Annotated in this window: 14 protein-coding genes; 3 read left to right on the top strand and 11 right to left on the bottom strand. The window is 65.1% G+C overall.

Annotation, left to right across the window (positions count from 1 at the left end):
- Positions 1–169: 169 nt before the first annotated feature.
- Entirely contained in the window at positions 170–1702 is a 1533-nt protein-coding gene (locus ACYOEI_RS30375) for an NCS1 family nucleobase:cation symporter-1 (RefSeq protein WP_462853427.1), read from the bottom strand.
- Between the two features lie 47 nt (positions 1703–1749).
- Positions 1750–3108, bottom strand: a complete 1359-nt coding sequence (tilS, locus tag ACYOEI_RS30370; RefSeq protein ID WP_462853426.1) for a tRNA lysidine(34) synthetase TilS — start codon at positions 3106–3108, stop codon at positions 1750–1752.
- A 171-nt stretch (positions 3109–3279) separates the two neighbouring features.
- Here tilS and ACYOEI_RS30365 point away from each other — a divergent pair, with 171 nt between their 5' ends.
- From ACYOEI_RS30365 to ACYOEI_RS30355, 3 genes are all read left to right on the top strand, one after another.
- On the top strand, positions 3280–4221 hold the full coding sequence (locus ACYOEI_RS30365) for a methyltransferase domain-containing protein (protein WP_462853424.1): 942 nt from the start codon (positions 3280–3282) through the stop codon (positions 4219–4221).
- Between the two features lie 127 nt (positions 4222–4348).
- Positions 4349–5980 (top strand): sigma-70 family RNA polymerase sigma factor, encoded by a 1632-nt coding sequence (locus tag ACYOEI_RS30360; protein ID WP_462853423.1) that lies wholly within the window; start codon positions 4349–4351, stop codon positions 5978–5980.
- 201 nt (positions 5981–6181) lie between these two features.
- Entirely contained in the window at positions 6182–7462 is a 1281-nt protein-coding gene (locus tag ACYOEI_RS30355) for a Gfo/Idh/MocA family protein (RefSeq protein ID WP_462853421.1), read from the top strand.
- A 113-nt stretch (positions 7463–7575) separates the two neighbouring features.
- On the opposite strand, the gene ACYOEI_RS30350 is transcribed toward ACYOEI_RS30355, so the two are convergent.
- The 9 genes from ACYOEI_RS30350 to ACYOEI_RS30310 all read right to left on the bottom strand — a co-directional run bounded on the left by ACYOEI_RS30350 (position 7576) and on the right by ACYOEI_RS30310 (position 19709).
- Entirely contained in the window at positions 7576–8502 is a 927-nt protein-coding gene (locus tag ACYOEI_RS30350) for an SMP-30/gluconolactonase/LRE family protein (protein WP_462853419.1), read from the bottom strand.
- A 107-nt stretch (positions 8503–8609) separates the two neighbouring features.
- Entirely contained in the window at positions 8610–9338 is a 729-nt protein-coding gene (locus tag ACYOEI_RS30345) for a hypothetical protein (RefSeq protein ID WP_462853418.1), read from the bottom strand.
- Between the two features lie 901 nt (positions 9339–10239).
- Complete coding sequence (locus ACYOEI_RS30340; RefSeq protein ID WP_462853416.1) at positions 10240–11694, bottom strand: DUF1501 domain-containing protein; 1455 nt, start codon at positions 11692–11694, stop codon at positions 10240–10242.
- Positions 11695–11760: 66 nt separating this feature from the next.
- Positions 11761–12180, bottom strand: coding sequence for a retroviral-like aspartic protease family protein (locus ACYOEI_RS30335; protein WP_462853414.1), 420 nt, complete (start codon positions 12178–12180; stop codon positions 11761–11763).
- 35 nt (positions 12181–12215) lie between these two features.
- Positions 12216–15011, bottom strand: a complete 2796-nt coding sequence (locus ACYOEI_RS30330) for a DUF1553 domain-containing protein (protein WP_462853412.1) — start codon at positions 15009–15011, stop codon at positions 12216–12218.
- Between the two features lie 173 nt (positions 15012–15184).
- A complete protein-coding gene (locus ACYOEI_RS30325; RefSeq protein ID WP_462853411.1) occupies positions 15185–15436 on the bottom strand; it encodes a DUF1016 N-terminal domain-containing protein in 252 nt (83 codons plus the stop codon).
- A 237-nt stretch (positions 15437–15673) separates the two neighbouring features.
- Positions 15674–16471 carry a class I SAM-dependent methyltransferase gene (locus tag ACYOEI_RS30320; protein ID WP_462853410.1) on the bottom strand — a complete coding sequence of 266 codons (798 nt, stop codon included), beginning with the start codon at positions 16469–16471 and terminating at the stop codon, positions 15674–15676.
- A gap of 110 nt (positions 16472–16581) precedes the next feature.
- Complete coding sequence (locus ACYOEI_RS30315; protein ID WP_462853409.1) at positions 16582–18333, bottom strand: right-handed parallel beta-helix repeat-containing protein; 1752 nt, start codon at positions 18331–18333, stop codon at positions 16582–16584.
- 56 nt (positions 18334–18389) lie between these two features.
- Complete coding sequence (locus ACYOEI_RS30310) at positions 18390–19709, bottom strand: glycosyltransferase family 4 protein (RefSeq protein ID WP_462853408.1); 1320 nt, start codon at positions 19707–19709, stop codon at positions 18390–18392.
- Positions 19710–19713 lie beyond the last annotated feature (4 nt).

Here is a 19713-nt window from a genome sequence, read left to right as displayed (position 1 = left end):
CGGAGGGACCCCGCCCTGCGTCGTCACGACCAGGGCCGGGGTCCTTCCGGCGTTCCCGGCCGGGGATGAAAGAAGACGACGATCAACAGATGACACAGACGAACGCAAATAATCAAGAATTTCAAAATCAAATTTTCTTGAATTAATATACGTTCATTTTCGTCATTTGTTAATTATCTGTATTCATATTACCTTTGTCGCCCGTCTTCCCGAAAGCCGTCGTCAATCCGAGGTAGGCGACCATCGAGAGGGCGAAGCTCAGGAACCAGGCGTAGTGGTACAGGGTGACCCAGCCCGGCGCGACCTCGAGGACCCCGATTGTCCCCAGGAATCCGGGGATGCAGGGCGCGACGCCGATGGCCAGGGCAATCAGGGCGATTGGGTTCACGCCACCGAGATACCAGTACGGCGTGCCTTTTTGATATAGCAACGATATGTCGATTTTCGCACGACGGACGAGGTAGTAGTCCGCGATGAGGATGCCTCCGACCGCCCCGAGGAGCGAGGAATAGGCGACGAGCCAACGGAAGATGTATCCCGAGGGGTCGGCGATCAACTTCCAGGGCTGGATCAGGATCCCGACCAGGCCGGTGATCAGGCCGCCGGTCCGGAACGAGATCCGCCGGGGCCAGAGCTGGGCGAAGTCGTTCGCGGGGCCGACGACGTTCGCCGCGATGTTGGTCGCGAGCGTGGCCAGGCCGAGAGCGAGCATCGCCAGCGAGAGGACCCAGGGGTTGGAGAATCGGGAGAGGACGACGATGGGGTCCCAGATCGTCTCGCCGAAGATCGGGGTCGTCGCCGAGGTCACGGCCACGCCGATGAACGCGAAGAGGCCCATCGTCGTCGGCAACCCCAGCGTCTGCCCGACGACCTGGGCCCGCTGGGAGCGTGCGTACCGGCTGAAGTCGGGGATGTTCAGCGACAGCGTCGCCCAGAAGCCGACCATCGCCGTCAGGGCGGGGAAGAAGAACACCCAGAACTGCCCGGCCTTGGCCCCCCCCGCGCCGAACTGCGAGGGCTGGGACAGCATCGGCCCGAACCCGTTCGCCCCGCGGTAGGCCCAGGCCAGGAGGATGAGCCCGAGCACGATCAGGAGGGGGGCCTTGATGATCAAGAGGATCCGGATCGACTCGATCCCCCGGTAGATCACGACCATGTTGATGGCCCAGAAGAGGAGGAACGCTCCGAGCTGCGGCCCGGTGATGCCGAGCCAGGGGATCGGCGTCAGCGCCTTCCAGGCGGGGACCGCGACCGCGAGGATCGTGTGGATTGCCGCCCCGCCGATCCAGCATTGGATGCCGAACCAGCCGCAGGCGACCAAGGCCCGGAGGATCGCCGGGACGTTGGCCCCGCGGATCCCGAACGACGCGCGGCAGTAGACCGGGAAGGGGATCCCGTACCTCGTCCCGACGTGTGCGTTCAGGATCATGGGGACGAGGACGATGGTATTCCCCAGGATGATCGTCCCCACCGCCTGCCACCAGTTCATCCCCTCCGCGATGAGGGACGACGCGAGCATGTAGGTCGGGATGCTGGCCGACATCGAGATCCAGAGCGCGGCGATGTCCCAGGTCCCCCACCGCCTCTGGGCGAGCGGGGTCGGCGCGAGGTCGGGATTACAGTACGCCGAGTCGTCAAAGATCCGGGGGTCGAGTGACACATCACCGTGCCCCTCGGCCGCCTGGACTGGGGATGTGTCCATCTTCGATCGCCCTCAGGACGGAACGGGAAATCGCGTTCCCACCGAACTTATCCGGGGCGATCCTCGCAATCCACATCCCAGCGCAGGCCGACCGATCGGCGGGTCGACTCGGTGATCCGGACGCGGTCGGCAATCCGATGCCCCGCGACCCAGACGATCCCCAGTTGGTCGCAGACGACGGGGATGTCTCCTCGCGACTCGAGGGGGACTCGGCGGCCTCGGAAGAAGTCGTTCAGCGGGGTGCTTCTCCCTCCCATCCCGAGCGGTTCGAACCGATCGCCCGGCAAGGCCCGACGGACCTCAAGGGGGCCGGCCAGCCGATCGAGGTCGAGGGTCTCGTCGCGAGGCTCGTCCGGGTCCAGCGTGGCGACCAGGCGGCGGTTCCCCCAGGAGACTCCGCCGGGCAAGGCCAGGACGACTGGGACGATCGACTGGGACGCGAGGGTGGCCTCCGCCGTGTTCCCTCGTCTCAGGGTCAGGAAACCGTCGGTCGTCCGGGCCTCGACCCCCGCTCCGATGGAGGCTCGCCCTCCAACGTTCCGAGCCAAGGAGGCCAGCCGTCGCCAGCGCTCGGCGCTCATGCCGACCTCGGGCCACCCGCTACGTCGCCAGGCCTCGCGCAAGACCTCCGCGCGGAGGACCGGCGGAAGTACCGCCAGGGCCGACCGGACGAACACGACCTCGTCGGGGCTCGCCGAGCAGGTCACCTCCCGCTCGACCTGGAGGACTCGGTGCCGAAAAGCTCGGCCGAAGGAGGAGGCCAGCTCGCCGAGCCGGACGATGGCCTCATCGGCTCGTGGGTTATACTCCTCGACGAGCTCGGGCAGGAGTTTGTGCCGGATCCGGGCCCGCGTCCGGGAGACGTCCAGATTGGTCGGGTCGTCCCGGTAGGGCTGACCGAGGTCGGCGAGATAGGCGCGGAGGTCGAGCCGGGACGCCCCCAGGAGCGGCCGGACGAGGGTCGAGGACTCGCCGAGCCGACGACGCCTGGGCATCCCCGCAAGCCCCCGGAGCCCGGTCCCGCGGACGATCCGGTGGAGGATGGTCTCGGCCTGGTCGTCGCGAGTGTGGCCGACGGCCACGGCCGAGGCGCCTCGGGCGGCCGCAGTCTCGACGAGCCAGGCGTAGCGGGCGTTCCGGGCGTCGACCTCGAAGTGCGCAGGGCGTTCCGGCCGCCAGTGGCCGAGGTCGAACGGCAGGCCGAGCGACCCGGCGAGGGCCTCGACGAACTCGGCGTCGGCGACGCTCGAGGCTCGTGTCCCGTGATCGAGGTGGGCGACCGAGAGTCGCAGCCCGAACTCGGGGCCGAGTTGGTGGAGGATCCGGAGCAAGGCGACGCTGTCGCTCCCCCCCGAGACGGCGACGACCCATTCCGGCCCGAGCCCCGCCCCGTGCCAGCGTTTCAACAATCCACGAATCCGACCGATCCAAAAGGGAGTCACGACGACCTCTTCGAGATTCGGGGCCTTGCCGACAGGTCCGCCTGCCGACCACCATACTACCAACGGCTTGCCTCCTCCACGTCACGCGATCGCGTCGGTCGTGACGCCGGGAGGGGTCGGTGACGAGAATGCGCGATGAATGCAGCCCTCTTGAAGACGCTCCAGTGTCCCAAATGCCGAGGGGTCGTGGATTCCTCGGGCGAACCTCCGGAGCTGCGCTGCCGGGGCTGTGGCTCGACCTTTCCCATCGTCCGGGGCATCCCCCGCTTCGCGGGCGAGTCGTACACCGCCAGCTTCGGCCGGCAGTGGAACCGCTACGACGTCGCTCGTGACGAGGAAGACGAGGCGACCTTTCCGGTCAAGACCGGCTTCAACCTGGGTTCACTCGAAGGGCTCCTCGTCCTCGACGCCGGCTGCGGCGGAGGACGCTATGCGCGCCTGGCCGCCCGGCACGGCGCGAAGGTCGTCGGGGTCGACCTGAGCACGGCTGTGGAGAAGGCCGCGACGCTCTGCGCCGACGAGCCCGAGGTCACCATCGTGCAGGCCGACCTCCTCGACCTCCCGCTGGCGGAGAAGTCCTTCGATCTCGCCTTCTCGATCGGCGTGCTCCACCACAGCTCCGACCCTCGCCGGGCGTTCGCCCAGGTCGCGGCGAGGGTCAAGCCGGGGGGACGCCTGGCCGTCTGGCTCTACCGCAAGAACACCCCGCCCCAGGAGTGGATCAACTCGGGCCTTCGCACCCTGACCTCGCGACTCCCCTCGCGGGTCCTCGAGCCCCTCTGCGTCGGCCTCGGAGTCGTCGGGGGCGTCCCCGTCCTGAACAAGACCCTGAACAAGGTCGCGAACTTCTCGAATCACCCCGACTGGACCCTCCGGGTCTGCGACACCTTCGACTGGTACGCCCCCCGCTACCAGTCCCACCACACCGTCGACGAGTTGAAGGGCTGGTTCGCCGAAGAGGGGTTCAAAGACCTCGTCGTCCTCCCCCCTGCCCGCTCGGGCCGCGTCTACGACTGGGCCTACCACCACGACCTCGTCATCGGCAGCGGCGTCAACGTGGTCGGCACGCGGGCCTAACGTCTCCATCCGAAGACTACCGCCCACCCCCGAAATCCCGATACGATTCTCCGAAAAGTGGGATTGCGCGAGCTGGCTCATCCCACTACTCCGGAATTCGACGGACATTCGGGGGAGGGCGACACTCGTGAACGGAAATCGAGGCGAGGTCCTACGCCGCATCGACACGCTCTTCAGCGTGGGGACGAACTCCGCGCTGACGGACGGGCAACTCCTGGAACGGTTCACCACCCGCCGCGACGAGTCCGCCGAGTCGGCCTTCTCCGTGCTGGTGGAACGGCACGGGCCGATGGTCCTCCGCGTCTCCCGGAGCGTCGTCGGCTCGCACGACGCCCACGACGTCTTCCAGGCCACGTTCCTGGTCCTGGCCAGGCGCGCGGGGTCGATCCGAACGCGAGACTCGGTCGGGAGCTGGCTCCACGGCGTGGCGCTCCGCGTCGCCGCCGAGGCCAGATCGGCGACCGCGCGGCGTCGGTCGCACGAGCGCCAGGCGGCCGAGATCGCGACGAGTCGGCTCGTCGCCTCTAATCCCGAGGACGACCGCGTCGATCTCGAGCCGACGATCCACGAAGAGCTGGGCCGAATCCCCGAGCGTTACCGGATCCCGATCATCCTGTGCTACCTCGAAGGACTGTCCCACGAGCAGGCCGCCGCGCGACTCCGCTGGCCCGTGGGCACGGTGCGCAGCCGCCTCGCCCGCGGCCGCGCCAAGCTCGGCGAACGGCTCGCCCGACGCGGCCTGGCCCCAGGCGCCCTCCTGGCCTGGGCAAGCTCCGCGGGCGACGCGGCGACCGTCCCCCTGGCCCTGGCAACCCGGACGATCCTGTCCGCGATCCCCTTCGCGGCGGGCCGCACAACGATCCACGCGACCACATCCCTGGCCGTGACCTCTCTTACAGAAGGAGTCCTCCGAATCATGTTCTGGACCAAGCTCAGAATCACGGCCGCCGTCGTCGCGACCGGTTTCATGACCGCCGGCGCGGTTGGGTTTGCGGGACAAGGGCCAACCGCCACTCCGACCGGCGAGGGACAACCCCAGGCGGTGTCCTCCGCCCGAAGCCCACAGCCTGTGGGCCCTCTGAAACCCCAATATCCTAATCTCAAGACAGCGAATCTTAATTCGGCGATGTTCACATATCAGCCTGAAACGTCCAACGGCTTGGCGTCGAGGGACGGGAATGGGAAGCCTCCTGAGGCCGTTGCGACGAGCAACACTCCTGAGATGCCGCCGGCTCCGCCGTCTCCCGGGCCCATTCCGGGTGCGACGGGAGACACTCCCGAGATACCGCCGGCTCCGCCGGCACCCACCGCGTCCGTACCGAACGATTATCCGACCGATGATGAGGTCTGGAAAAAATTCATCCCAACGCTGGTCAAAAACCCGTCATTTGTCATTACCAAGATCGGGGAAGCGACTGATCCCTGTCGATTCTATCCCCTTGTCGGTCACAGCCGACTCGTTCATCGCCACTTCAAATGCACCGTCGACTTCGTGGATCACACCGGAATCAGAAATGTCCAGGTTGTCTATCTCGATCGAGACGAGCTCAGTCGCTGCACCGACCCTTCACATAATCACCCTTCACCCAAACCGACGCCGAGCAACACGCCGACCCTCCACGGATTGCCCTCCAGGCCTGGCCTCTCCCGGACAGAGGTCACGCCAAACGGGCTGAGAGCGAACCAGGAAGTTCGCCTGATGGAGGTCGAACGCAAGCTCGATCAGATCCTCGAGAAACTGAACAAACGGGACAATTGATCGCGGGCATGAGCAAATCCCGAGGTAAGAATTCCTCGATCTTGAGACGTCGGCCGCCAGCATCGCTTCCCCGAACCGACCCGGCCCCAGGGACTCGTTGCCCGAGGGGCCGGTTCTTCGTTTAGGTCGAGCGCCGGCTCTGCTATCATGGCGACGCATGGGTCAGTCCGCCGCATCGACGAAACTCGGGAGGTTTGGAAGATGACGCCCAAGGGTCCAGGGTTCAGCCGACGCGATTTCGTCCGGGGGGTGGTCGGCACCGGCCTGCTCTCCGGCTTCCCGACGATCATCCCCTCCTCGGCCTTCGGGGCGAACGAGGCGATCCGGGTCGGGCACATCGGCGTCAAGAATCGGGGGATGCAGAACCTCAAGCCTTTGTTGAAGCACACGGTGGCCATCTGCGACGTGGATAAGGACGTCCTGGCCTCGGCGAAGGGCGTGGTCGAGAAGGCGGGCCGGCCTTGCAAGACCTACTCCGACTACCGCCAACTGCTCGACGACAAGGACATCGACGCCGTCGTCGTCAGCACGCCCGACCACTGGCACGCCCTGATCACCGTCGACGCCTGCGCGTCGGGGAAGGACGTGTATTGCGAGAAGCCGCTGAGCCTGACCATCGACGAGGGCAAGGCGATGGTCGCGGCGGCCCGCAAGCACAACCGCGTGGTGCAGACCGGGAGCCAACAGCGCTCCGACGACCGGTTCCGCCTGGCCTGCGAGCTCGTCCGCAGCGGCCGGATCGGCAAGGTCCAGACGGTTTTAGTCGGACTCCCCGAGGTGAACTTCGACGGCCCCGCCGTCCCCGACACCGCGGCCCCGGCCCCCCTCGACTACAACTTCTGGCTCGGCCCAGCCCCCGAGCGTCCTTATAACCCGAAGCGGGTCCACTACCTCTTCCGCTTCTTCTGGGACTACTCCGGCGGCCAGATGACCAACTTCGGCGCCCACCACCTCGACATCGCCCAGTGGGGCCTCGACCGAGACGAGTCAGGCCCCGTCGCCATCGAGGCCAAGGCCACCTTCCAGAAAGACGGTTGGTACGAGGTCCCCGAGTCGAGCCAGACCGTCTTCACCTATGACGATGGCGTCCGCCTCATCTGCGACCAGGGCAAGGACAACAAGGCCCGAGAGGGCTGCACCTTCGAGGGCAAGGACGGCTGGCTCTACGTCTCACGAAGCAAGATCGAGTCGAACCGAAAGGGGCTTGTCGAGACGCCACTCGGCAAAGATGACGTTCATCTCTACAAGAGCGCGGACCACTACGAAAACTGGCTCGAGTGCATCAAGACTCGAGAAAAGCCCATCTGCGACGTGGCGATCGGCCACCGGTCGGCGACCGTCTGCCACCTGGCCAACATCGCCATCCGCGCCGGCCGGCCAATCCGCTGGGACCCCTCGCGCGAAGAAATCGTCGGCGACACCGAGACCGCGGCCATGCAACGCCGCCCCTATCGCTCGCCCTGGAAGCTCACGATCTCGTGAGAGAAGACAGATTTATCCACAGATAGCACAGATTGACACAGACAATTTCAAGAAATTTTTAAATCTTAAAATTTTCCTGTTCGATCTGTGTTATCCGTATTTCATCTGGCCGCCTACCGAGACGGCCAGAGGTGGTGGCCGATCATGTTGGTCTCGATGCGGTAGAGACTTGTTCCCGCCATGATGTAGAGGGTCTTGCGGTCGGGGCCGCCGAACTCGACGTTGGTGGTGGAATCGGGGACCGGGATGAAGCCGGCGAGCTTGCCGTCGGCGGTGTAGATGGTCACGCCTTCTCGGTCGCCGGAGGCCGACGCGGCGACGATTCGGCCGTCGGCGGTCACGGTCATGCCGTCGATCCCCTCGTTCCGGCCGAGGCTACGCAAGACCCGGGGATTCGACACCGCGCCTTCAGCGTCGAGGTCCATGGCGAGCAACGCGCGTTGTTTCGAGCCGTTGTCGGCGACGTACAGGGTCTTGCCATCCGGGCTGATCGCCAGGCCATTCGGCTTCGTGGCGGTCGTCGCCAGGAGAGTCACCGAGCCGTCGGGGTCGATCCGGAAGACGCCCTCGAAGTCGAGTTCGCGGGGTTCCTTGCCGACGTATCGGGGGTCGGAGACATAAACCCGCCCCTTGCGGTCGACGGCCACATCATTCGGGCTATTGAACCGCTTCCCCTTGTAGCGGTCGGCGAGCGTTCGCACGGTCCCGTCGCGTTCCGTGATCGACACCCGCCGCCCACCTCCGGTATTCGCCCCCTCGGCGGCGATCAGCCGGCCCTGAGGGTCGAAGATCAGGCCGTTGGACCGCCCGCTCGGGTCGCGGTAGACCGAGACCGATCGGGTCTTGGGATCGAACCGCATCATCCGGTTCCCGATGTCCGAGAACAGGATCGCCCCGTCATCGGCCAACGCCCCCCCTTCGGTGAAACTCCCTTCGCCCCAGAGCTTCTCCAGCGTCGCTCCTGGGGCGACCACTTCGTCTCGGGCAGGTTCGGGGGCCGCGGCGATCATCAGCAAGAGTAGCAGGAAAGGCGAAGGCATGGGGCCAGCTCCAGGACTCGACTCGTTGGGGGACACGAGAAGCCCGTACCCTATTCGAGGGTTGCACGAGGGTCAAGGAAGGGCCGCACGACGAGCAACTCAGAGCTTCACCCGACGTTAGCCATCTCGGGTCGGATCCGGATGACCCAGTCGATGGCGTTCAGGATCACGATCGAGCCGAGGATGATCAGGAAGCCTAACGTCAACGACGAGACGACCGACCTTCGGGTCGGTTCGCCCGTGGCTCCAGGAGTCTCGGCAATGAGAGCCCGGTGTTTGGCCGAGACGACGCGAGCGGTCCCGGGCAGGAGCATCACCACAACGAGAAAGAACGGCAGGACATTCAGGACGGCGATCCTCTCGGGCCACTCCGAGGGCACCAAGGCAGCCCCGAAGCGCCAGCGCCAGGCCTCCAGCGGGAGCGTCACCGCCAGGGTGAGGAGGTTCCAGACGACCTCCATCCAGCGGGCCCAGGCATGCAGTCGGCGAAGGCCCAGGGCGATGACCACGTTCACCGCGATCACGATCATCGGCACGTACACGGCGACCACAGCGAACGACCAGAAGCTTCCCGTCGCGAGGTAGTTCTGGATCTCGGGGACGATCGAGACGACCGCCTGCAAGGCCAGCCCGTAATTCAGGAGCCCGATCCGCCTGACTGTGCGCTCGCGGTCGAGCCACTCTCCACGGGTCGCCTCAGCCTCCCCGTGGGAGACGGACGGATCCTGGGAGGCACGACGGCCCCAGAGGAACTCCCCGAAGACCACGACCGCAACGAGGGGCGGCAGGACGAAGAGGTTGAAGCTCTCGATGAGCCCGATCGTGTCAATGCCCATCGTCGGGCCAGCCCTTTCGATTAAGGGGCGATGTCCACGGGATCATACCCGACCGCTCGCCCCACCACGCGTGGCGCCACGACGAATTCAGGGTCAATCTGGGGCGCCGGGACGACGAACGACTGGTCGATCTGCGGTGCCGGGATCAGGCAACGGTCGACGGGAAGATTGGACGGCGGTAGGTCGTTTGAACGGATCCGCGACCGCATGGCCTCCGCGCGACTTTTCGCCCGAGCAATGTCGGCACTCAACGCTTTGATTCTGGCGTTGAGTTCGTCCCTTTGTTCATCTAAACCCTTCAAGGCCTTGGGTGGACCGGCTTCGCCGGGCCATGGCCTCGGAATCGGAATCGGAGGTAACCCGACGACGGTTTGGCCCTTGGGTGCCGCAATGAGAGGAGGTGGCGAGTCAGATTCGTGGGCGGCGATCAAGCGGAACGCAGACTTGGGGACCATAATTTCCCCCTTGAGCCGCCCTGGCATGAGGTCGAGGAACCATATCCCGCCCGAGACGACCACGATCATGATCGCGAGGACGGCCCACTCGTCGGGCCGCAAGAATCGCCGAAACCTCAACGACCTCAAGACATTCGCCATATTCATCGTCGCCCCTCCCCTGGACCTCGATTGGGATCGTGGGATCGGAGGAAAAACCGTTGACGGTCGACGGACCATCCCCTGGGTTCGTTCGTCGGCTCACATGGAACGATGACGTACAACGACGAAATCTCTTAGTCCCGTCCTCGAAACCCGGTATTTTCCTTCAATACCGGGGTTCTGACCCACTCGACGTCGACGACCCAGGTCGGGATATCATCGAGTCTTGCGACAGAAACCCGATTTCTCAGAGGAAATTGGGTTTCGGAATGCTGGTTCGCGGGCCCATCTCCGCAGGCGCGAGGTCAGGCCAGGATCGGCCGGATCACGTGCCCATGAACATCGGTCAATCGACGTTGTGTCCCATTATTGTAATAAGTAAGTTTCTCATGGTCGAGACCAAGAAGATGGAGGATGGTCGCGTGGAAGTCGTGGACGGTGACGACGTCCTCGACGGCCTGGTGGCCGAATTCGTCGGTGGCGCCGTGGGTGTAGGCGCGTTTGACCCCCGCGCCGGCCAGCCAGGCGGTGAAACCTTTGGGGTTGTGGTCTCGACCCTGGGTGCCCTTCTGGAAGGTCGGCATCCGGCCAAACTCGGTCGTCCAGACGACGAGCGTGTCTTCGAGCATCCCCCGCGCCTTGAGGTCTTTCAACAGGGCGGCGGCGGGCTTGTCGAGGATCGGGCCATGTCGGTCGTAGTCGGACTTGATCCGCTTGTGGCCGTCCCAGTTGAAGGCCCCCTCGCCCATGGCGAAGGCGCCGTTGTAGAGGGTGACGAAGCGGACCCCGCGCTCCAGGAGGCGACGGGCGAGCAGGCAATTCCGGCCGAACCCCGCGAGGACCGGGTTCGGGTCGTCGAGGCCGTAGAGCTCTCTTGTGGCGGGGCCTTCCTTGGAGAGGTCTCCGACCTCGGGGGCGCTGAGCTGCATCCGCGCGGCGAGCTCGTAGGATGCGATCCGGGCGCCGAGCTCGGTGTCGCCCGGGTTCCTCGCGAGGTGCTCCTCGTTGATCACCCGGAGGAAATCCTTGGCGGCCAGGTCGTCGGCGGCCGAGAGGCTCGACGGCCGCGCGAGGTGGTCGATCGGGCGATCGGCGCCGAAGGCGGTCCCCTGGAACACCGCGGGCAGGAACCCGTTGGCCCAGTTCGCCGGCCCCTGCTGCGGGACGCCACGCGGGTCGGGGATCGCCACGTACGCCGGCAGGTCGTGGTTCTCGGTCCCGAGGGCATAAGAGACCCACGACCCGATGCTCGGGAACCCCTCGCGGGTGAACCCCGTCGACATGAAGATCTCGCCGGGCCCGTGCGTGTTCGTCTTCGACGTCAAGGAGTGGACGAAGCAGAGGTCGTCCGCGCACTCGGCCAGGTGCGGCAGGAGCTCGGAGATGTACTTCCCCGACTCCCCCCGAGGCTTGAACTCCCAGGGGCTCCGAGTCAGGCTCCCGTTCTCCCCCTGGAACGTGATCAGCTTGTCGACCCCCGGCATCGCCTCGCCGTGCCGACGGATCAGCTCGGGCTTGTAGTCGAACGTGTCGACGTGGCTGACCGCGCCCGTGCAAAAGATGTGCACCACCCGCTTCGCCTTCGCCGGGAAGTGCGGCCGTCGCGGCGCCAGCGGGTCTTCGACCTGCCCCGCGAGCAGCCCGTCGTTCGCCAGGAGATAGCTCAACGCCACCCCCCCCATCCCGCCCGACATCCGGGACAGGAACCCTCGACGGTCCATCAGGTGGTGGTTGGCCGGGAGAGACGGTCGTCGGCTCATAGTTTCTCGAACCTCGCTGAGGTGGCGATCAACCGCATTCGTTGTCGGGACCCGCGTCACGCCGACTCAATACAGATCAAACATATGTTCGCTACAATGATCCGGATTCCCGATCAGCCTCTGCCCCTTGGGATCGACGACGAAGTCGAGCATCTCAAGGGGGATATAGCCGATCGACACCGGACGGGAGTCGTTGACTTCCGTCACTCGGATCTCGCAGCTTCGCCCTTGCACGGTCAGCCTGACCGACTGATGGATGCCCACGGAGATGACGCCAGCGGCCGTTTTCGCGGGCTTTGTTTCGACATGTCTTAACCCAAGCTGTTCGATCATTTTCTTGGGCATAGCCAGGAGCGTCGCGCCGGTGTCGATTCTCGCATCTTCGACATCGACCCGACGAACCTGTTCGCTCGCGAGGCTGCCTCGATCGACTTTCTTGACATCAAAGATATTTTCGATCTTGGCCGAGACGACCGCTTTCCCCATAGGCCCTACCTCCACGATCCACCTCCCTCGGGTTCTTAGGGAACGTAGATGAACTCGTTCGAATTGTAGAGGGCGCGGCAGAACGTCGAGGTGCCATGGTCTCGAATGAGGGAGGCGGCGGCGGCGAGCTCGACCTCGTTGGGTGAGCGGCCGAAGGCGAGGCGGAAGCCGCGAGTGGCCTGGGCCCGGGGGTCAATACCGGCGTCGGCCGCGAGGCGGTCGGCGAAGGCCTGGGCCTGGTCGAGGAGGAACGTGCTGTTGAGCAGGTTCAAGGCCTGGAGGGCGGTGGTGGAGACGGTCCGCCGGGGCGCGACGAGGGCCGCGTCGGGGCAGTCGAAGACGCCGAAGGTGGGATCCTGGCGGCTCCTGGGCTTGAACTGGTAGACCATCCGCCGGAAGTCGTCCGGGCCGAGGCGGGGCTTGGCGTTGTAGACGGCGACATAATTCGTGTTCTTCTCCCAGGGGGAGTAGCCGGGGCCTTCCATGCGGAGGTCGAGCGTGCCGCTGGCGGCGAGGATGGAGTCGCGGATCGCCTCGGCCTCGAGTCGCCTGGGGGTCATCCGCCAGAGGCGCGTGTTGTCGCGGTCGGCGGCGAAGCCTTTAGGATCGGGTCGGCTCGACTGGCGGTAAGCCGCCGACTTCATGATCAGCCGGTGGATCGGCTTCATGAGGAAGCCGTTGTCGATGTATTCGCCCGCGAGCCAGTCGAGCAGCTCGGGGTGCGAGGGGGGGCCGCCGTTGAAGCCGAAGTCGCTCGGCGTCGCGACGATCCCCCGGCCAAAGTGATAGTGCCAGATCCGGTTGACCATCACGCGGGCCGGCAGCGGGTTGTCGGGCCTACCGAGCCACTCCGCCAACGCCCGACGACGCTGCGAGTCGGGTGTGCCCGGGGAAAGCTCCAGCGGCGGCGAGACCGAGGCCAGGGCCGTCGGCGCGACGGTCTCGCCCTTCTGCATCACGTCGCCGCGACGGAGGAGATGCGTCGGGCCGGGCGTCGCGAACGTCCCCGCGTAGATCGGCCGCGTCGCCGTGAGGGTCGCGAGCCGGTCACGCAGCTCCTGCTGACGGGCGAGGAGCGCCCCTCTTGCCTCCGATTCCTTCGACGTCCCCGACGCCTCGTGAGGCCTCGCCTGCGCCTGGTAGGACGTCCGGTCGCCCGACGAGGCGACCACATGCCACTGCCCCGGCGCAGTGGCCACCTCGATGTAGTATTCGCTCGCCAGTCGGTCGCGGTATCCCCCTTCGCGGTCCCGGCCCCAGACGACGCGGTCGATCGCGACGGCCTCGGGCCAGTCGACCTGGATCCACCCCTTGCTCGGCACGCTCGAGATCCAGCTATGGCTGTTCCCGGCCAGGCCGTCGTTGAGGTGAGCCACCTTGTGGATCGCCAGGTTGGGCAGCTCTGACGACGCCGACGCCTTGCCCCCGGCCGTCGCCGACGCCACGTTGCGAGGGTGGTCGCCGGCCGAGATGACTTCAAGTTCGTCGACGCAAGGCTCGGTCCCGTCGATGGTCGCCAGGATCGTGAGCCGGATCGACCGGGCCTCGACGCCCGGGAATCGCTCGACGTTACGGGTGGGACGCACCATCGCGCGAGCGGGAGCGCCGAGGTCGGGGCGGGCGAACGGCTCGAGCTCGTCGAGCCGGACGTCGATCCGCGCCAGCTCGTCGCGGACCTTCTCGGCCTCGCGGAGCCTCGACTCCGAGTCGGCCCTGGGGACGGTCCTCTCGGAGTGCCGCACCCCCGCGAAGACCGCCTGGAGCCCGTAATAATCCTTCTGCCGGATCGGGTCGAACTTGTGGTCGTGGCACCGGGCGCAGTTGACCGTCAGCCCGAGGAAGGCCGTCGAGGTCGCCGTGATGATGTCGTCGAGGTCGTCGGCCCGCTGCTGGAGTTGCCCTTCGATCGTCGCGATCCCAACCTCGTCGTGCGTCCCCCCCACGAGGAACCCCGTAGCCGCCTGGGTGAGCCAGTCGCCGTCGAGGAGCGTGTCCCCCGCCAACTGTTCGAGCACGAACCGAGGCATCGGGGTATCTCGGTTGAACGCCCGGATCACGTAGTCGCGATACGGCCAGGCGTTCTGCCGGGGGATATTCGTCTCGTACCCGTGGCTCTCGGCGAACCGGACGACATCCAGCCAGTGCCTCCCCCAGCGCTCGCCGTAATGCGGCGAGTCGAGCAGGCGGTCGACGAGCCGCTCATACGCGTCGGGCGAGGAATCGGCGACGAACGCGTCGACCTCCTCGGGCGTCGGCGGCAGGCCGATCAGGTCGAACGACGCGCGCCGAATCAAGCTCGCGCGGTCCGCCTCGGGCGCGGGCTCGAGACCCTTCTCCTGCAACTTCGCCAGGACGAACGCGTCGATCGGCGTGCGAGCCCACTGCCGAGGGTCGGCGACGCTCGGGGCCTGGGGCCTCGCGACCTTCCTCAGCGACCACCAGTCGGCGCCGGCCCGCCTGGGCGCGAGGGGCTCGCCCGCGTAGGGAGCCCCTGCCTCGATCCAGGCCTTGAACGCCGACGTCTGCTCCGGAGTCAGCGGGTTCTTCGGCGGCATCTCGCCCGAGGCGACCTTCTCGAAGAGCAGGCTCTCCTCGGCCTTCCCCGGCACGATCGCCTCTCCCCCCTCGCCCCCCGCCATCGCCGAGGCCCGCCGCGTCAGGTCCAGCTTCCCCTTGGGCGTCTCCCCCGAGTGGCACGCCAAGCACTTGTCGACGAGCAGCGGCCGAATCTGTTCGTCGAAAAGCGACGCCGGGCCCGCCGCTTCCGACTCCAGAGCCAAGCCGGACCAAAAGCTCAGCACGAGGGCAAAGAAGAAGACCGAGCGTGTCATGGCAAGCGACCCTCAGGCACCGTCGCAGGCGGGTTTAACATTTCGCAAATACTACCACAGCGCATAAAGGCGGGGAATGGGAGACATCTCACCTGTCCAGTACCGTTTCATCATCTCGGAAGGATTCGGACCGAGAAAGCCTCGCCGATCGATCCTGACGCGGTCTCAGCCGCTCAGGAGTTCCGAACAACCAGTCGATCCGGTTTCGAGCCTCGAATACGCAGCGCGTTCGCAATCGACACGCCGGGGAAGACCTCGGCAAACCGAATCACATGATAGAGGTTCCGACGGTCATAGCCTCGGCCGCACTCAACGGTCAATTGGGCCGACAACGTCGACACAATCTGCTCGCCGTACTCCGCCCGCTTCTCCCGCAAAACGTCCTGGCGGATGCGATTCCCCGATGTGCCAGCAGAGGCCGACAAGGGCCGAGTTGACCGAGAGGCCCGTCTGCTCGCGAGCAGACTCAATCAGGGCCCGAATGTCGCCCAGGAGAGGATTTCAAATCTTGCCATGGATCCACCTCGCCAAGCCTCGCCAGGCAGGCTTGATTCAGGCGTCGCCTGACGGCGGCTGACCACGGCCGGTTGCCGGCTCCTCGCTTGCCATGATCGGGGCGGTCGAAACTCGGGCAGTAAATGCGAGACGGGCCATCCGTGCGGTCAGGACCCGCAGGCCGTGCTAATCCACTCTTGATTGAAAATAACTTGATTCTCTTCCATTTTCAGCCAAGGCTGGAGCGCGGCGTGCTCCGGCGACTTCAACACGGTGAAAGCGAAGTTGTTACACTCGCGTCGGAACACGGTCGTCATCGCCTTGAGCGCCGGATAGGCCGCGAGCGCGAGCATGTACCGGAGCCGGTTTCGGGACTGCTTAAAGCGGGCCCAGGGCATGCGCAAGCCGTAGTAGAAACGGAAATCGGTCTGGACGTGGGGGGCATAGGTTTTGATCGTTCGGAGCACTTCGCGCTCGGTGAAGCGGAAGACGAAGTTCGGGACCTGGGTATTTCGTACGCCACCGAAACGATAGGAGTTGTCGGCCACGGCCGCGATCTCATACTCCTGGCCGAATCCAAGGCGCACTCCCAGCCGGGTTGTCCAGTTTTCGAGGGGTTCGAAGGCGATCACCCCGCGGGATGCGACTCGATACATCTCCAGAAGCCCCTTATGCGGCGACCGGCAATGGTGGAGCCCGGAGTGTACGATCACGAAATCAAAGGAATTATCGGCGAAGTTCAGGTCTTCAAGATCCTGAAGGCTCCACTCGAAAGGGGCGAATGCGCTTGGCGCCGTCCTGGTGTCGAGGTTGGAGATCACGACGTCGGTGAAGCCGAGATCCACCAGTACGTCCCGGTCGAGGGTTCCGCCGCAAACCACCAGGATTCGGGAGTCCCGAGACAGATCGCCTCGGGACAGGAGGTCGGCCAGCGTGTCGCGATAGAATCCGTCGTGAGCGATCATCAGTGTTTCAACTCCAGGAATGGGAAACCGTCATATCATTCGTAGGTCGTGGGTGATTGGGATTCGACGACACGGAACTTGCAGGGGGATGCGGCTTTTGTTCAAGCGTGTCATCGAGACCGTGGGCCTTGCGGCATGCCGGCCCAGTAGGTCGCACCGGGACCCGGCCGGACGCCCGGCGACAGTTTCAAGGCCCTGGCGACGGGTTCGGGAAGTTCGGCCGCCTGGAATCCCGCTTCGAACTCGCGAGAGATTCGATAGTCGCCCCGTTCTTCATCGATGAAGAGACGGGGGGAACGATCGTCGAGTTCAACTCCATTCGACTCCTGCCGCGTCTCCGCGAGAAATTCGCGAAGCGTTCCGTAGACCGACGATTTCGCCCCTCGCGACCACCAGACGAGGCCGGCGAGGGAGCGGGCGTCGGCGCGTCGGTAGACGTTCGAGTTGACTCGCACCTCCATTGCCTCGGCCGTCCTGGGGGCTTTCGAGAAGTCGAGGACCTGGAGAGCCCTTGTGGACCGCCCCGGGACTTCGGCGATGACGTTATTCTTCAGCTCGACGTCGCGGGTGTTCCAGGGCATGTCGGGCTCGGCGGTGCTTGCCCGCTCGTCGTCGACGATGCGGATCGACTCGCGGTCGCCGATCAGCGTGTTGTTATAAATCAGTACGTTCGCCGACCCTGCCCCGGCATTGATACCGATCTCGTTGTTCAGAAACAGATTCGAAACAATAACGCACTTCGCGGAGATCTCATAGAAGACCCCGATGGACGCGTTGCCGTTCAACACGTTCCCGACGATGTCCACGTTGCGACAGGAGACGTCGAGCCAGAGTCCCGGGCCTTCGTTGCATTCGACCCAGTTATCGCGCAACGCGAGGCCTCGCGTCTCGGTGATCTTCAGGCCTCCGTTGTCCCAATCCTTCTTGAAGTGCTCGACGTTGTTATACGAGATGTGATTGCGTTCGATCGCCGATCCGTCGCATCTCCAGCCAGCCACCCCCACCTGGCCGTTGAACACGAAGGTGTTCCCACGGATCTCGGCCTTCTTTCCGAAGACGGCGAGTCCACTTGTGGCGTTCCAGGCGAAGGTGGAGTCCTCGACGACGGCCCTTGTGTTCGTCAGGATCAGCGCCGCTTTGAACTCGGGCGTGGCGCTCGTGGCATAGTGGCAAAATCCCAGGCCACGGATGGTTAAACCGTCGGCGACAAAGGCATTGAGGGCGAACCGCCACGCCGAGACTTCGACGATCTTTCCCGCCGGGTCGTCGCCGATGACGATCCGCTTTCGGTCTTCATCGACGAAGAAGTCCCCAGATCCGACCGACGTCGCGTCGCCCGCCTGCCGCAAAGGCTTGCCGTCGACGAAGACCATCTCCGGCCAGGCGGCTCGGGGATGCGCGGGGTCGATCGCTCGCGGGTCAGAGTCATGGGGGATTCGCGGCGTCCAACCTTCGAACCGCCAGGTGCGGCCGTCCTTCGTCCAGTCGCTCACGACGACGCTCCCCTTGATCCAGACCGATTCGTGCGGATACGGTTGGATCGTCAGCGCCTTCCCGCCCGTCTTGATCTCGCCTTCGCGGTAGGCACCCCCTCGGAGAATGATGGTGGATCCTGGGTTCGCCGCCGCGACGGCCTTACTCAAGGTCTTCCAAGGGGCCCTCGCGTTACCAGGGGCCGAGTCGCGCCCGACGGGCGACACGAACCACGCCCCGGCAGGAATTTCATACAAAGTATCCTTGATGAATATGGACCCATCGCGGGAGTAGACGCGATCTGGGGTTGCCCCTTCGGCGCTGCGAACGAAGACCACCGCGGCGAAGGCGGTCAGAATCCGACCCCACGTGCTTCCGTTCCGCCGCATGATCCTCTCCCTTGCGAGCGCCCATCGGATCAAACACTCGACCGAACCTCGCTGAATCAAACGCACAGTCGAAGCCGATCCACGGCCTTCTCCGCGGCCACCTCCCGGTACGCTCGCGAGATTCGCTCGATGTTCGCTTCCCAATCGAACTCGGACGCTCGGCGGATCGCCCCTTCCGAGAGCCTACGGACCCTCCTTGGTTCACTCAACAAATCGACGATGGCCCGGTGGAACCCTTCGACGCTCGTGCGAAAGTCGCGCAAGGGGACCTTGATTCCACAACTTTCGTTAACGACGACCGCCATACCGCAGGCGTCGTGACACAGGACGGGAAGGCCGAGTGAAAGGGCCTCCGAGACCACCGACGGCCCACCCTCTTCCACGCTCGTGTGGACAAGCACGTCGGAGCGTCTCATCACCCCAAGAGCTTCATGACGAGGGATGTGTCCCAACCAACGGACGCGTTCCGACGATCCCAATCGATCCGCCAGCGAGGTCCATTCCCTCCTTCGCGAGCCTTCCCCGACCACGGTCAGTTCCACACGACGCGGTTCGGAGAGTTGCGAGATGGCTTCAAGGAGAATCGGCAGCGCCTTGCGTCCCGTCAGTGTTCCCGTCCACACCAAACGAAGCGGACGGCCGCCGTCGTAGGTCCGCAGGGTCGGATCGGGGTCGGGCTCGGTACCGACGGGAAGCATGTTCTCGACATCATCGCGTCCCCAGCGCGAAAACAACCGCTGCTCTTCCTCACCAACGACCCAGATTCGTCGAGCGGCCTGGGCGGCCTTGCGAGAACGCACCGCCACCCGCCGCTGCCAGCGATTGGCCGCCCCTCGGAATCCCAGCAGGAACGCATCCACCCCGCCGATCCGGGGCAGAAACCGCAAGGGCGTGTCGGACGCTCCGCCGACGGGGCCCCAAACGAAGGGAGCCTCCAGGGTCCATAGATAGCCGGGCTCTCTAAATCCAATAACATTTAAATGATGAATAACATCGAACGGCTCCTCGGCGTGGAGTTGTCTCGCCACTCGCAACGCCGCGCGCTGCCAGGCCGCGTAGCCGACGTAGTTGACGGTGAAGCGACGAAGGCGATCGTCTCCTTGAAGCCAGCGCGACAGGAACGGCTGAGGGACGTACCGGATGTCGAGCCCGTCGATCGGAGGCCGATCTCGGAAGGACTCCTCGACGGTCTCCCGGAACTCGTCCCCGCCATGACTGCCGGGGCAAGTCAGGACCGTGATGTCGTGGTGACGAGCCAGGCGCGTGCAGTAGTTCCAGCCGACCCCGGGTTCGGAACCCCAGGTTGGCGACACGCAGTAGGCTGAGATCAGCACGCGCAGGCGGACGTCATCGTTTCCAGAAATCCTGGGCGGCATCTTT

This window comes from Singulisphaera rosea (genome assembly GCF_054877945.1).
The sequence above is the reverse complement of the archived record's forward strand: the minus strand, read 5'-3'. Positions and strand labels throughout refer to the sequence as shown.

Coding starts and splice junctions, on each gene's coding strand:
- ACYOEI_RS30375 (WP_462853427.1), bottom strand. CDS start 1,702: ATGGACACATCCCCAGTCCAGGCGGCCGAGGGGCACGGTGATGTGTCA.
- ACYOEI_RS30365 (WP_462853424.1), top strand. CDS start 3,280: ATGAATGCAGCCCTCTTGAAGACGCTCCAGTGTCCCAAATGCCGAGGG.
- ACYOEI_RS30355 (WP_462853421.1), top strand. CDS start 6,182: ATGACGCCCAAGGGTCCAGGGTTCAGCCGACGCGATTTCGTCCGGGGG.
- ACYOEI_RS30350 (WP_462853419.1), bottom strand. CDS start 8,502: ATGCCTTCGCCTTTCCTGCTACTCTTGCTGATGATCGCCGCGGCCCCC.
- ACYOEI_RS30345 (WP_462853418.1), bottom strand. CDS start 9,338: ATGGGCATTGACACGATCGGGCTCATCGAGAGCTTCAACCTCTTCGTC.
- ACYOEI_RS30340 (WP_462853416.1), bottom strand. CDS start 11,694: ATGAGCCGACGACCGTCTCTCCCGGCCAACCACCACCTGATGGACCGT.
- ACYOEI_RS30335 (WP_462853414.1), bottom strand. CDS start 12,180: ATGGGGAAAGCGGTCGTCTCGGCCAAGATCGAAAATATCTTTGATGTC.
- ACYOEI_RS30330 (WP_462853412.1), bottom strand. CDS start 15,011: ATGACACGCTCGGTCTTCTTCTTTGCCCTCGTGCTGAGCTTTTGGTCC.
- ACYOEI_RS30320 (WP_462853410.1), bottom strand. CDS start 16,471: ATGATCGCTCACGACGGATTCTATCGCGACACGCTGGCCGACCTCCTG.
- ACYOEI_RS30315 (WP_462853409.1), bottom strand. CDS start 18,333: ATGCGGCGGAACGGAAGCACGTGGGGTCGGATTCTGACCGCCTTCGCC.
- ACYOEI_RS30310 (WP_462853408.1), bottom strand. CDS start 19,709: ATGCCGCCCAGGATTTCTGGAAACGATGACGTCCGCCTGCGCGTGCTG.